Origin of the sequence: Sphingomonas hankookensis (assembly GCF_001619955.1) — a bacterium.
Classification (GTDB): Bacteria; Pseudomonadota; Alphaproteobacteria; order Sphingomonadales; family Sphingomonadaceae; genus Sphingomonas; species Sphingomonas hankookensis_A.
Genome location: NZ_LQQO01000007.1, coordinates 1 through 12,780 on the forward strand (window position 1 = coordinate 1; position 12,780 = coordinate 12,780).

General features: G+C 67.2%; 14 protein-coding genes and 1 pseudogene. 4 read left to right on the top strand and 11 right to left on the bottom strand.

What is annotated here, in order from left to right; genetic code table 11:
• Positions 1-29: 29 nt before the first annotated feature.
• The 9 genes from AVT10_RS05455 to AVT10_RS05495 all read right to left on the bottom strand — a co-directional run bounded on the left by AVT10_RS05455 (position 30) and on the right by AVT10_RS05495 (position 7,489).
• Positions 30-209 (bottom strand): hypothetical protein, encoded by a 180-nt coding sequence (locus AVT10_RS05455; RefSeq protein WP_066689191.1) that lies wholly within the window; start codon positions 207-209, stop codon positions 30-32.
• 65 nt (positions 210-274) lie between these two features.
• Positions 275-670 carry a hypothetical protein gene (locus AVT10_RS05460; RefSeq protein ID WP_066689193.1) on the bottom strand — a complete coding sequence of 132 codons (396 nt, stop codon included), beginning with the start codon at positions 668-670 and terminating at the stop codon, positions 275-277.
• A 233-nt stretch (positions 671-903) separates the two neighbouring features.
• Entirely contained in the window at positions 904-2,073 is a 1,170-nt protein-coding gene (gene pobA / locus AVT10_RS05465) for a 4-hydroxybenzoate 3-monooxygenase (RefSeq protein WP_066689194.1), read from the bottom strand.
• On the bottom strand, positions 2,070-3,017 hold the full coding sequence (locus AVT10_RS05470) for a Gfo/Idh/MocA family oxidoreductase (protein WP_066689201.1): 948 nt from the start codon (positions 3,015-3,017) through the stop codon (positions 2,070-2,072). Before AVT10_RS05470 ends, pobA begins: the two co-directional genes overlap by 4 nt.
• A gap of 126 nt (positions 3,018-3,143) precedes the next feature.
• Complete coding sequence (locus AVT10_RS05475) at positions 3,144-3,986, bottom strand: class III extradiol dioxygenase subunit beta (protein ID WP_066689202.1); 843 nt, start codon at positions 3,984-3,986, stop codon at positions 3,144-3,146.
• Positions 3,986-4,396 (bottom strand): protocatechuate 4,5-dioxygenase subunit alpha, encoded by a 411-nt coding sequence (gene ligA / locus AVT10_RS05480; protein WP_066689203.1) that lies wholly within the window; start codon positions 4,394-4,396, stop codon positions 3,986-3,988. The genes AVT10_RS05475 and ligA overlap by 1 nt, the downstream gene beginning before the upstream one ends.
• Positions 4,393-5,412, bottom strand: a complete 1,020-nt coding sequence (locus AVT10_RS05485; RefSeq protein WP_066689204.1) for an amidohydrolase family protein — start codon at positions 5,410-5,412, stop codon at positions 4,393-4,395. The genes ligA and AVT10_RS05485 overlap by 4 nt, the downstream gene beginning before the upstream one ends.
• Positions 5,409-6,239 carry an NAD(P)-dependent oxidoreductase gene (locus tag AVT10_RS05490; RefSeq protein WP_066689206.1) on the bottom strand — a complete coding sequence of 277 codons (831 nt, stop codon included), beginning with the start codon at positions 6,237-6,239 and terminating at the stop codon, positions 5,409-5,411. The genes AVT10_RS05485 and AVT10_RS05490 overlap by 4 nt, the downstream gene beginning before the upstream one ends.
• A 53-nt stretch (positions 6,240-6,292) precedes the next feature.
• Positions 6,293-7,489, bottom strand: coding sequence for a LysR family transcriptional regulator (locus tag AVT10_RS05495; protein ID WP_066689358.1), 1,197 nt, complete (start codon positions 7,487-7,489; stop codon positions 6,293-6,295).
• A gap of 105 nt (positions 7,490-7,594) precedes the next feature.
• Between AVT10_RS05495 and ligK the strand changes: the two genes are divergently transcribed.
• From ligK to AVT10_RS18980, 4 genes and pseudogenes are all read left to right on the top strand, one after another.
• Positions 7,595-8,266, top strand: a complete 672-nt coding sequence (ligK, locus tag AVT10_RS05500) for a 4-carboxy-4-hydroxy-2-oxoadipate aldolase/oxaloacetate decarboxylase (RefSeq protein ID WP_066689208.1) — start codon at positions 7,595-7,597, stop codon at positions 8,264-8,266.
• Positions 8,259-9,314, top strand: coding sequence for a 4-oxalomesaconate tautomerase (locus AVT10_RS05505; RefSeq protein ID WP_066689210.1), 1,056 nt, complete (start codon positions 8,259-8,261; stop codon positions 9,312-9,314). Before ligK ends, AVT10_RS05505 begins: the two co-directional genes overlap by 8 nt.
• A complete protein-coding gene (locus tag AVT10_RS05510; protein WP_066689212.1) occupies positions 9,311-10,198 on the top strand; it encodes an amidohydrolase family protein in 888 nt (295 codons plus the stop codon). The genes AVT10_RS05505 and AVT10_RS05510 overlap by 4 nt, the downstream gene beginning before the upstream one ends.
• An 81-nt stretch (positions 10,199-10,279) precedes the next feature.
• Positions 10,280-10,393 (top strand): annotated as a pseudogene (locus tag AVT10_RS18980) (2-pyrone-4,6-dicarboxylate hydrolase); the annotation flags it as partial.
• A gap of 59 nt (positions 10,394-10,452) precedes the next feature.
• Here the strand turns inward: AVT10_RS18980 and AVT10_RS05515 are convergent.
• Both AVT10_RS05515 and AVT10_RS05520 read right to left on the bottom strand, forming a co-directional pair.
• Complete coding sequence (locus tag AVT10_RS05515) at positions 10,453-12,186, bottom strand: tannase/feruloyl esterase family alpha/beta hydrolase (RefSeq protein WP_084401396.1); 1,734 nt, start codon at positions 12,184-12,186, stop codon at positions 10,453-10,455.
• 14 nt (positions 12,187-12,200) lie between these two features.
• Positions 12,201-12,731: a DUF3237 domain-containing protein gene (locus AVT10_RS05520; protein WP_066689214.1), complete on the bottom strand. Its 531-nt coding sequence runs from the start codon at positions 12,729-12,731 to the stop codon at positions 12,201-12,203.
• Positions 12,732-12,780 lie beyond the last annotated feature (49 nt).

Below are 12,780 nucleotides of genomic sequence, written 5' to 3' on the forward strand. Positions count from 1 at the left end.
AGTCGATGGACCACTCAGAAGGGGGCAGCTCAGGTGTAGGTGATGAACGCGACGACGCTGTCGCGCTTGTCGGGTCCGCCGTAACGGCCGACATCCTCTTCCCAGATATAGCGGCCCTGCCATGTGGCGACCTGCGCGGATGCCGGCTGGGATGCGACGGCTGCCAGCGTCAGCGTCGCCCACGCGATGCCGAGGAATATGGTCTTCACGATCCTTCTCCTTGTCGAGCGAAAGGGTCAGAACGGGGATGTAACGTTCGAAGCGGCGTTGCGCTTCACTTGGCCAGCAACGACATGCGGCCGGTCAGGGGCGTGATGGCATAGTCCGCCCCGCCCTGACGCGCAGGCCACATCGCGACCTGGAACCGCTGCTTGGCGGCGCAGATGCTGACGGTCCACACCTCGTAATGGCCGCCCATCGACGGGGCCGGACGCGTCGGCTGACGCGGGACATAGGTGCGCGGCATGATGGTCATGTGCGCCGAGGTCATCATGCGACAGCCGCCGGTGCGGCTGGAATATTCGGCAATCGCGCGCAGCACGTCGAGCTGGAGCTGCTGCGTCGCGCGGGTCTGTCCCGTGATCCGCAGCGGATAGGCGGCGGCGGGCTGGGCGATGCCGATCGTCGACAGGGCGAGCGCAACGGCGGCGATCCAGGGTTTGCGATCCATCGTCTCTCTCCTTCGTCCCGGTCGATCCGGGGTCGGAAGCCGATGTCGGCCTCGCAATCCTAAATACACGACGTTCAATTAATCTCAAATGAACATCGATAAATTGATGGGGGCGTGCGATGAAGCGTTCAGTCTGCCATCGAAACTCAGGACGCGCGAACGCCCGACCCCGCGGCCGGTCGGTTCCGCGTTGTCGGGCGTCCATCGTTGGCGAGCGGCGCTCCGCCGGTCCGCTACAGCGGCAGACCCACGTAGTTTTCGGCGATCGCGGTCTGCATGGTGCGCGATGCGGCGACATAGTCGAGCTCGGCAGTCTGCATCCGGTGTTCGAATGCGCCGTCCTCCGGAAAGCGATGCATCAGCTTGGTCAGATACCAGCTGAACCGTTCCGCCTTCCAGATGCGGGCCAGCGCGCGTGCCTGATAGCCGTTCAGCCCGGCGTCGTCGCCGTGCTTGAAGAAGGCGATCAGCGCGTCGGAGAGATAGGCGACGTCGGACGCGGCGAGGTTCAGCCCCTTCGCCCCGGTCGGCGGCACGATATGGGCGCTGTCACCGGCCAGGAACAGCCGGCCATGGCGCATGGTTTCGAACACATAGGAGCGCAGCGGCGCGATCGACATTTCCAGTGCCGGCCCGCGCGTGACGCCATGGTCGGAGATCGGGTCGAACCGCTCGGCCAGTTCGTCCCACAGCCGCTCCTCGCTCCAGTCCTCGATCCGGTTGGTCCGCGGCACCTGCACATAATAGCGGCTGCGCGTGGCGGACCGCATCGATGCGAGGGCAAAGCCGCGATCGGTGTTGGCATAGATCAGTTCGGGATGGCAGGGCGGCACATCGGCGAGGATGCCGAGCCAGCCGAACGGATATTCGCGTTCGAACTCGCGCACCGCCGATGCCGGGATCGCCTTGCGCGAGGGGCCGTGGAATCCGTCGCAGCCGATGACGAACTGCGCATCGATCCGCATCGGTTCGCCGTCCTTCGCAAAGGTCACGAACGGCGCATCGCTGTCGAGGTCGTGCAGCGCGACGTCCTTCGCATCGTACAGGATCGTCAGGTCGCGCGTCGGCGCCGCGTCCATCAGGTCGCGCGTGACTTCGGTCTGGCCATAGACGGTGACGTGCTTGCCGGTGAGGCCCAAGATATCGATGCGGATCAGATGGTCGGCGGTGGCGAGATTGAACCCTTCCTCGACCATCCCTTCCGCGCGTAACCGCCGGTCGAGGCCGAGCCGCTCCATCAAGTCGGTCGTCACCGCCTCCAGCACGCCTGCACGGATGCGGCCGAGGACATAGTCCGGCGACTGGCGTTCGACGACGATGCAGTCGACCCCGCTCGCCCGCAGCAGATGCCCCAGCAACAGTCCCGACGGCCCCGCGCCGATGATGACGACCGAGGTCTTCACCGGGCCGCCGCCAGTTGCTTGTCGAGCGCGTCGAGCACGCGGTAGCAGGGCATGACCTGTGCGACGCTGGCATTGGGTTCGCGGCCTTCGCGGATCGCGGCGATGAATTCGCGGTCCTGCAATTCGATGCCGTTGGTCGACACCGCGACGCCCGACAGGTCGATCGGCTCTTCCTTGCCCGTCACCAGATCGTCGTAGCGGGCGATATAGGTGCCGGTGTCGCCGATATAGCGGAAGAAGGTGCCGAGCGGCCCGTCATTGTTGAACGACAGCGACAGGGTGCAGATCGCACCGCTTTGCGCCTTCAGCTGGATCGACATGTCCATCGCGATGCCGAGGTCGGGATGGTGCGGCCCTTCGATGGCGTTGGCCTGTACGATCGGCCCCGCCTGATAGGCGAACAGGTCGACGGTGTGCGCGGCATGGTGCCACAGCAGATGGTCGGTCCACGAGCGCGGCTCCCCCTTCGCATTTATGTTCTTGCGGCGGAAGAAATAGGTCTGCACGTCCATCTGCTGCACGGCGAACTCGCCCCGCGCGATGCGGTCATGGACGTACTGGTGGCTGGGGTTGAAACGGCGGGTATGGCCGCACATCGCGGTCAGCCCGGTCGCGTTCGCCTTGGCCAGCACCGCCTCGCCATCGGCCAGGCTGTCGCACAGCGGAATTTCGACCTGCACATGCTTGCCCGCGTCGAGGCACTGGATCGCCTGTGCGGCATGCATCTGGGTCGGGGTGCACAGGATGACGGCGTCGAGACCGGGTTGGTCGAGCGCTTCGGCAAGGTCGGTGGTGGCGTGGCCGATGCCGTATTTGGCGGCGATCGCCTGGGTCGGTTCCAGACGGCGACCGACCAGCGAGACGACGTCGACGCCGTCGATGTTCTTCAGGCCGTCGAGATGCTTTTCACCGAAGGCGCCGGCGCCGGCGAGTGCGATTTTCATATTGATCTCCCTCTCCCCGCTTGCGGGGAGAGGGCTGGGGAGAGGGGCAGTCTCTCACGCCAGCCCTATCGTTTTCGGTTGTCGACTGCCCCTCTCCCAACCCTCTCCCCTGAAGGGGAGAGGGCTTTAATTGTCGGGTTTGAGTACGAGGTGGCCGATGGCGGTGTTGCTGCACGGGACATGGTAATGCCGGTGAAGAGCGGCGGTGCGCTTGCCCATGGCGCCGCGCATGATCAGCCACATCACCATCTCGATCCCTTCGGACCCGGTTTCGCGCAGATATTCGATATGCGGAATGTGGCGCAGCCGGTCGGTGTCGCCGATCATGCCGTCGAGAAAGTCATTGTCCCATTCGGCGTTGATGAGTCCGGCGCGCGGCCCCTGCAACTGGTGGCTCATGCCGCCGGTGCCCCAGACCTGTACGTTCAGATCCTCCGGGAAGCTGGCGACGGCGCGCGCGATCGCCTCGCCCAGCGCCCAGCAGCGATTGCCCGAGGGCGGGGGATAGGTGACGACGTTGACTGCGAGCGGAATGACCTTGACCGGCCATTCGGCCACGTCGCCGAACATCATGCTGAGCGGGACGGTCAGCCCGTGATCGACATCCATCTCGTTGATGATGGTCATGTCGAATTCGTCCAAGATCAGGCCTTGTGCGATGTGCCACGCCAGGTCGGGATGGCCGTGGACGACGGGCACCTTGCGCGGACCCCAGCCTTCGTCGGCGGGTCGGTAGCTTTCGCCGCAGCCGATCGCGAAGGTCGGGATGAACTTCATGTCGAAGGCGCTGGCATGGTCGTTATAGACCAGGATGACGACGTCGGGCTTTTCCGCCTGCTCCCAGGCGCGGGTCCAGTCATATCCGGCGAAGATCGGGCCGAAATAATCGTCGCGATCCTTTTTCAGGTCATGCGCGACGCCGAGCAGGGGAACGTGGCTGGTCGCCACGCCGGCGGTGATGCGGGCCATTATCGCAGGTCCTTTTTGGAACGGACGCCGTTGGGCGAGCGGCCGCCGGCGTTCATCATCGCCTGATATTCCTCGACCGACACGCCGGTCATGGTGCTGACTGCCTGGACGAAGCTCAGGCCATCGGTCGAGAACACCTTGGCAAGAAAATAGATATTGCCACCCAGATCGAGGCAGCGATTATAGTCGCGCGACAGGATCGCTTCGCGCTGCTCCGGGCTGAGCGGCCATTCGTCGAGATAGGCCGCCTCGTCCGCCTTCCACCGTTCGCGGTTTTCCGGCTTCATCAGGCTCATCGCGAACTGGTTCATGTGATAGCCCTGTCGCGCCCGCGCGGCGGTGAAGACGCGGGTGCCGGGAATATCCTCGAACTCGGCGAGATAGGCGTGGATGTCCTTGGGCTCGCTCACCGGCCGCGCTCCTTCAGCAACGCATCGAGGCGCGGGAAGACGCGGCGGGCATTGCCTGCGAAGATCGCGGCCCGCTCCGCATCGTTGATATCCAGCGCATCGACATAGCGTTTGGTGTCGTCGAAATACTGCCCGGTCGTCGGATCGATGCCGCGCACCGCGCCGACCATCTCGCTGCCGAACAGGATGTTCTTGTTGTCGATCACGTCCGCCAACAGGTCGATGCCGGGTTGGTGATAGACGCAGGTGTCGAAGAAGATGTTGTTCATCAGATGCGTGTCGAGCGCGGGCTTCTTGAGCATATCGGCCAGCCCACGATAACGTCCCCAGTGATAGGGGACCGCGCCGCCGCCATGCGGGATGATGAAGCGCAGTGTCGGGAAATCGGCGAACAGGTCGCCTTGCAGCAACTGCATGAAGGCGACAGTATCGGCGGCGATGTAATAGCCGCCGGTCGCGTGCATTGCCGGGTTGCAGCTGCCCGACACATGGATCATCGCCGGCACGTCGAGCGCGACCATCGCCTCGTAGAAGGGATACCAGTAGCGGTCGGTCAGCGGCGGGTGGGTGAAATGGCCGCCGCCCGGATCGGGGTTCAGGTTGCAGCCGATGAAGCCCAACTCGCGCACGCAGCGCTCCAGTTCGGCGATCGAGGCGGTCATGTCCGCCTTCGGGCTTTGCGGCAGCATGCACACGCCGACAAAGGTTTCGGGGAAAAGGCCGACGACGCGTGCGATCAGGTCGTTGCAGCGGCGTGCCCAGTCGATCGCCACGGCTTCGTCGCCGACATGCGGCGCCATCGCGGAGGCGCGGGGGGAAAAGATGGTGAGGTCGGCGCCGCGTTCCCTGATGAGGCGCAGCTGGTTCGCTTCGATCGTCTCGCGAATGTCGGCGTCGCTGATGTCGGGATAGGGCGGGGCGGGTTCGCCGGCTTGATATGCCGCGACCTGTGCCTCGCGCCATGCATCATGGGCCTTGGGCAGCACGGTGTAATGGCCGTGGCAGTCGATGATCATTGCGTGTCTCCCAAAGCGGCGAGCTTGGCGGTCAGGCCGGCGGGCGGGGTGAGGCCGAGGCCGCCGAGCGTCCGCTGACGTTCGATGGTGCCGCGCGTCATCGCGGGGTCGACGCCTAGCGCCGCCAGTGTGACGGCGACCTCTTCCATCTCGGCGGCGCGGCGCAGGCCATGCGCCATCATACGGTCGAGATTATAGTCGATCCGCGTTTCCCATCCTTGCGGCTTCCAGCTGGCGTCGAGCGAGGCGATGACCGGGTCCAGCACCCCGGCGCGTTCGGCGGCGAGTGCGCATTCGGCGGTCAGTGCCTCCAGCCCCTTCACCATGACCGACCGGATCATCTTGATCGACGATGCCGCGCCGATCGCGGGGCCGGCGATGGCGACATTGGTGAAGCCATGGTCGCGCAATACCGCCTCGGCCTCTGCCGCGTGCGGACCGGCGAGCAGCAGCGGCGCGGCAAGGCGCGCAGGCAGGACCGGTGCCATCACCGCGACATCGACATAGCGGCCACCGGCGGTGGCGACCGCCTGCGCCGCCGCACGCTTGGTGTCGGGAGCGACGCTGTTCATATCGAGCCAGAGCGCACCGGGCGCGAGCAGGGCGGCATAGGCGCGGGCGGCGGGTAGCGCCTGATCCGCCGTTACCAGCGAGAAGACGGCATCGGCATCGGCGAGCGCCTCAGCCGGTGTTTGGCAGCCGATAACACCAGTCGCGCCGTACGCATCACCGATCGCCGCGCCCTTCCGATCATAGGCGCGGATGCCCGGCCGGGCGAATGCCTGTCCTGCCTCTCCGAACCCGATCGATGCGATGGTCATTGCCATGCCCCCTGGGTGGCAGGCGGCCATCGGTCCGGCCAATCGGAAAGCGCCGGAGCCTATCGGTTTTCCTGAAGTCTGGTTTCCTGCGATGCGCGTTCCAGTAGAGCGATCAACCGCGCCTGCCCTGCGGTCGGGCGCCAGCCGGTGCGGGTGGTGATGCCGATCATCCGCACCGTATCGGTCAGCTCGGGACCGATCCGTACCAGCAGCCCGGCATCCACCTCCAGCGCGACCTGATCGGGCGACAACAGCGTCAGGAGATCGCTGGTCGCCAGCAGCCCGCGGATCACCATCACCGACCCGCATTCGACCGGTACGTTGGGAAGCGGGCGGCCGGCGAACAGCGTCTCCCAATGGCTGCGCAGCGGTGTGCCGATCGGCCCGACGACCCAGTTCTGCGCGGCCAGCCGTTCCAGATCGACCGCCTGCCCGGCAAGCGGATGGCCGGCGCGGGCGAAGATGGCGAGCCGGTCGGTGAACAAGGGCAATTGATCGATCCCGGGCGGCGGGTCGCTGCGCAGCGCGCCGATCATCAGGTCGATCACCCCGTCGAGCAGCGGGTCGATCAACTCGCGCCACGACCCTTCCACCACGTCGATGAGCGTCCCGCGGGCATCGGGCAGGAAAATGGCGAGCGCATGGGGCAGCAAAAGCGCGCGGCTGAGCGGCATCGCGCCGACGGCGATCCGGCCACCTTCCGCCGCATCGCCGCGTGCCTCGGCGATACCGGCGGCGATCTCCCCCGCCGCCAGTCGCACGCCGCGCGCCAGCGCGCGACCGGCGGGGGTCAGCACCATGCCGCGCCCGCGCCGTTCGGCCAGCGGCGTCGCCCAGATCTGTTCCAGTTCGCGTACCGCGCGGTGGATCGCCGGTTGCGACAGGCCGCTGCTCGCCGCCGCCCCGGCAAAGCCGCCGGCATCGGCGAAGTGCAGGAACGCCTCGGCCTGGGTCGCGGTCATCAGCGCGTCGGGCCGGGCGAAGCCGCGCTTGCCGCTGCGCCGTCCGACCCCCGCCAGCAGGGCGAAGGCACGCTCGGTCCGCTCGGCCAGCGCCAGCCCGGCGGCGGTTGCGGCCATGCCGTCGGGCTGGCGTTCGAACAGCCGGGTGCCGAGTTGCCGCTCCATCTTGCTCAACCCTTGCGTCAGCGCGGGCTGCGACAGACCGGCGACCTCGGCGGCGCGGTTGAGGCTGCGTTCGGCGACGATATGGCCGATGGCACGCAGATGGCGCAGGTTAAGATCGAACGGCTTCACGGCACGCGGATATAGCAAAAACTTATGACGTGCGCGCAAGATGGATTGGCCTTGGCCGGCGCGACGCGGGACGGACGATGCGATTTGCCGGCAGAAAGGATCGCCATGAACGTCGTCGTGCAGAATATCGAACGGGCCGACGCGGCGGTCATCGACGGGCTGGCGGCGGCGGGTGTCGCCACGGTGCACGAGGCGCAGGGCCGGATCGGGCTGCTGGGCGCCTATCTGCGGCCGATCTATCCCGGTGCGCGGATTGCCGGCAGCGCGGTGACGATTTCCGCAGCGCCCGGCGACAACTGGATGGTGCATGTCGCGATCGAACAATTGAAGGCGGGCGATATCCTCGTCCTCGCACCGACTTCGCCGTGCATCGACGGCTATTTCGGCGACCTGCTGGCGACCAGCGCGATGGCGCGGGGCTGTCGCGGGCTGGTGATTGATGCGGGTGTACGCGACGTGCGCGACCTGACGCAGATGGGCTTTCCGGTGTGGTCGAAGGCAGTGTTCGCGCAAGGGACGGTGAAGAACACGCTGGGGTCGGTCAATGTCCCGGTGGTCTGCGCCGGGGCGGGCGTAGAGGCGGGCGACGTGATCGTGGCCGATGACGACGGCGTATGCGTGGTGAAGCGGGCGGATGCGGCGGCGGTGCTGGAGAAGGCCCGCGCGCGCGAAGCGGCGGAAGAGGGCAAGCGGGTGCGGCTGGCGGCAGGTGAACTCGGCCTCGACATATACGACATGCGGCCGCGGCTGGAAGCGATGGGGCTGAAATATGTCTGATGGCGTGCGCTGCATGTGGATGCGCGGGGGATCGTCGAAAGGGGGATATTTCCTGAAGGACGACCTGCCCGCCGATCCGGCGGAGCGCGATGCGTTCCTGCTGCGCATCATGGGGTCGCCCGATCCGCGGCAGATCGACGGGATGGGCGGGGCGGACCCGCTGACCAGCAAGGTCGCGGTAGTCGGGGCTTCGGCGCGCGAGGGCGTGGACGTCGACTATCTGTTTTTGCAGGTGTTCGTCGATCAGGCGATCGTGACCGATGCGCAGAATTGCGGGAATATCCTGGCGGGCGTCGGGCCGTTCGCGATCGAGCGTGGACTGGTCGCCGCGGCGGACGGGGAGACGCGGGTCGCGATCTTCATGGAGAATACGGGCCAGGTGGCGGTCGCCACGGTGCAGACGCCGGACGGGCGTGTGACCTATGCGGGGGAGGCAGCGATCAGCGGGGTGCCGGGCACCGCCGCGCCGGTGCCGCTGGCGTTTCGCGATACGGGGGGGGCGTCGTGCGGCGCGCTGCTGCCTACCGGCAACGGGGTCGATGTCATCGATGGGGTAGGGGTGACGATGATCGACAATGGCATGCCCTGCGTAGTGATCGCGGCGCAAGACGTTGGAATCACCGGCTATGAGGATCGCGAGACGCTGGAAGCGAATGACGCGATGAAGGCGCGGGTGGAGGCGATCCGGTTGCAGGCCGGGCCGCTGATGAACCTGGGCGACGTGACGGCCAAGTCGGTGCCCAAGATGATGCTGGTCGCAGCACCCAGGGACGGCGGGGCGATTGCGGTGCGGTCGCTGATCCCGCACCGGGTCCATGCGTCGATCGGGGTGCTGGGGGCGGTGAGTGTCGCGACCGCGTGCCTGATCCCGGATTCACCGGCGGCGAAGGTGGCGAAGGTGCCGCAGGGCAGGCAATTGACCCTGGGGGTCGAGCACCCGAGCGGGGTGACCGAATGCGTCGTTACGCTGGACGAAGCGGGGCAGCCGATCGAGGCGGGGATGTTGCGAACCGCGCGGAAGTTGATGGACGGGGAGGTTTTAGCGTGAAGGACGAACAGGGACGCATCCGCAGCTGGACGCTGGAACCCTCCACGCCGCGCTTCGTGCCCCCGCCGGGCGCGGTCGACGCGCATTGCCACGTGTTCGGGCCGCAGGGGGAATTTCCGTTCAGTGCCAAGGCGAAATACCTGCCGCAGGATGCCGGGCCGGACGCGCTGTTCGCGCTGCGCCGGACATTGGGGTTCAGCCGCAACGTAATCGTGCAGGCGAGCTGCCACGGCACCGACAATCGTGCCACCTTGCACGCCATCGCCGTGTCGGAAGGGACGTGCCGGGGCGTGGCGGTGGTCGATCCCGCGATCAGCGACGCGGAACTGGACGCGCTGCACGCGGGCGGCATTCGCGGGGTGCGGTTCAATTTTCTGAAGCGGCTGGTGGACGACGCGCCCAAGGACAAGTTCCTCGACGTGGCGCGGCGGATCGAGCGGCTCGGCTGGCATGTCGTCGTCTATTTCGAGGCGGACCTGCTGGAGGAGATGCGTGCCTTTCTGGCGGCGATCCCGGTGCCGGTGGTGATCGATCACATGGGGCGGCCCGATGTGGCGCAGGGGCCGGACGGCGCGGATATGAACGCGTTTCGCCGCCTGCTCGACAGCCGGGACGATATCTGGACGAAGGTGACGTGCCCCGACCGGCTGGACCCGGCGGGGCCGCCCTATGCCGATTTCGTGGCGGCGGTGCGACCGCTGGTCGAGGCGTACCCGGATCGGGTGCTGTGGGGGACGGACTGGCCGCATCCCAATATGGAGAGCGTGCTGCCCGACGACGGGGCGCTGGTCGATGTGATCCCGGCGATTGCGCGGACGGCCGAATTGCAGCGTCGGTTATTGGTGGACAATCCGATGCGGTTGTACTGGCCGGAGGAAGTGTAACCTTCGGCGCCGGGCGTGGGAGGAGGAGAAGAAGCGGGCCCCCGGGTCAAGCCCCGGGTGACGATGGGGATGGGCTTGCCGCCTGACGACGGGTTGCTGGTTGACGTGATCGCGGTGATCGCGGTGACGGTGGCATTGCAGCGTCGGTTGCTGGTGGACAATCCGATGCGGTTGTATTGGCCGGAGGCGGCGTAATCTCTCCGTCACCCCGGGCTTGATCCGGGGTGACAATGGGGGTTTGGCTAGTGCCCCTCTTACGCCTTCTGGCAGGTGAACGCCGCCGCCTTTTCCGTGTCGGTCGCCCCCGCCACCGGTCGTGCGACCAGGGGATAGGGGCAGAGCGGGCGGGTGCGGCCGGGCCACGGCGTCATCGGACCGGCGCTCGCCTCGATCCGGTCGGGGGCCTGGCCCTGTTCGACCCAGCGGACCAAGGCGCCGAGGCCGTCGAACTGGTCGGTCGCCGGACCGCCCTGACAGTGCGCCATGCCGGGCACCGGGAAGATGCGGACGAAGCTCGGGGCCTGTCCGGCGTTGGACCGGTTCACGTCGTTCCACCACGCGATGGTGTCGTTGATCGAGAAGACCGGATCGGATGCGCCGTGCGGCACGATCATCCGCCCGCCGCGCTTGCGGAAGCGCGATAGGTCGCTCGACCGGGCGGCGATGTCTTCCCATGCCGAACGCGGAAAGCCCGGCGCGGTGGCGTGGATCGCGGCCGGATCGCGGTCGAAGTCATAGGCCATGGCATAGTCCATGCCGGCCTGCGGCCCCGGACCCAGCGCACGCGGCGGGGTGGAGAAGATCGTCGCCAGCGCCGGCGCGCCCATTCCGGCGTTGATCGACGGCACCGCCGGGGTTTCCAGCCCCAGTTTCCAGATGCGCCAGCCATTGTCGGCCATGCCGGCATCCCAGGGGAAGCTGGCATAGAGCGATTGTCCCCGGCTGTCGCGCGGACCGCCGAAGCCGCGCACCATCGCGTCGATTTGCGCGGGGGCGAGGCAGCTCTGGTTCTTCTGCCCGCTGCACTGGCGCGCGCGCAGTTCGCGCACGACTTCCGCCGTGCCGCACTGGGCGAACGCGCCGACCAGTCCGTCGGCAAGCCCGTCCTTCGCGTCGCACGCCGCCAGCACCGCTTGCCGTGCGAGTAGCAGGTCGGCGTTGGAGAATGCCTGCGCCAGACGGGCGACCGGTACGCTCTTTTCACCGGGCGCGCGGACCAGGGCGGCATAGCTTTGCGTGTCCCATGCCTCGGCAATCGCCGCCTTGGGCAGGGCGAAGCCGGGGGCGGCGGCAAGGATGCCGTCGAACGCCTCCGGGTAGCGTTGGGCGAAGGCCATGCCCTCCTGCCCGCCCTTCGAACAGCCCGCGAAATAGCTGTGCGCCGGGTCGCCGCCATAGCGCCGCTTCAGGATCGCGCGGGCGGCGTCATAGCTGGCCTTCAGCGACGCATGGCCGTAATCGGCGCGCGCCTGTGCATCGAAGCCGAACGCGACCGCGCCGCCGCGTGCCGGGTCGGCATTGGTTTCGTTGGAATGGCCCGAATCCTGACTGATGACGGCAAAGCCCTGCGCCAGCGCGGTTGCCCCGGCGTTGAGCGGCCCGACCGCCGAGCCGATGTCGCCATTGGTGCCGCCGCCGCCCTGGAACAGGAAACGGCGGTTCCATTGGTCGGGCAGGCGCATGCGGAAGCGGATGGCGTATCGCTGGCCGTCCTGCCCGGTGCGTTCCCGCAAGACGCCGGTGACTTCGCAATGCGCGGGAAGGGGCGCAGTCTTCGCCCCCATGCCCAGATCCAGCACCAGCCCGGCGGCGCGGTCGTCGGCGGTCAGGATGCGCATGGTCGGATCGCTCCAGCCGCCCGCCATCAGCGCGGCGCAACCCTGCGGCGTGGATGCTTGTGTTGCGGCGATCGGCGTGACCGGCGTCGCGCATCCCGCCAGCGCCGACCCGGCGAGGATCGCGGCCATCGTAACCTGCCGTCGCGTCATGTTGCTCTCCATCGTCATGCCAGCTGATAGACGGTGATCCGCACCGCCGCCCCGTCCGCCGGATCGGCCGGGCCGACCGTGCCGAGGAAATTGCCCTGGTTGAGCCAGCCATGCTTGCCGAGCGGCACTTCGAACACCGGGGTCGTGCGGACCTTACCATCGAACACCACGCCCTTGTTGGTGATGTGGATGAGGGTGCCGTCTGCCTCGCGCATCAGATAGGCGGCCTCCAGCAGGGTCGATCCGTCGGCGCGGACGAGTTGCCAGTCCATCCCCTCGGGCAGGATCGTGCCGGAGATGCGCGGACCGGCGAAGCGGCCGCCGGTGATCGGGATGCGGATGCGCTTGCCCATCGGCGTCGCGCCGACCTCCTCCGCCTTGCCCAGCGTCACGATCGCTTCATAGACGAAGGTCAGGCCGATGCTGGTCAGCCGTTCGGGGGTTGCCGCCGCCGCGCCGCCGGGGAGCGCCGCCGATCCGGCCAGCGCGGCGGAGGCGCCGAGCATCGCGCGCCGTGTCCAGCCGTCCGTCATCGAATCGACCATCCTATATCCACTCCGAATATTGTTATGTTATATATCTAACGTGGGTTGC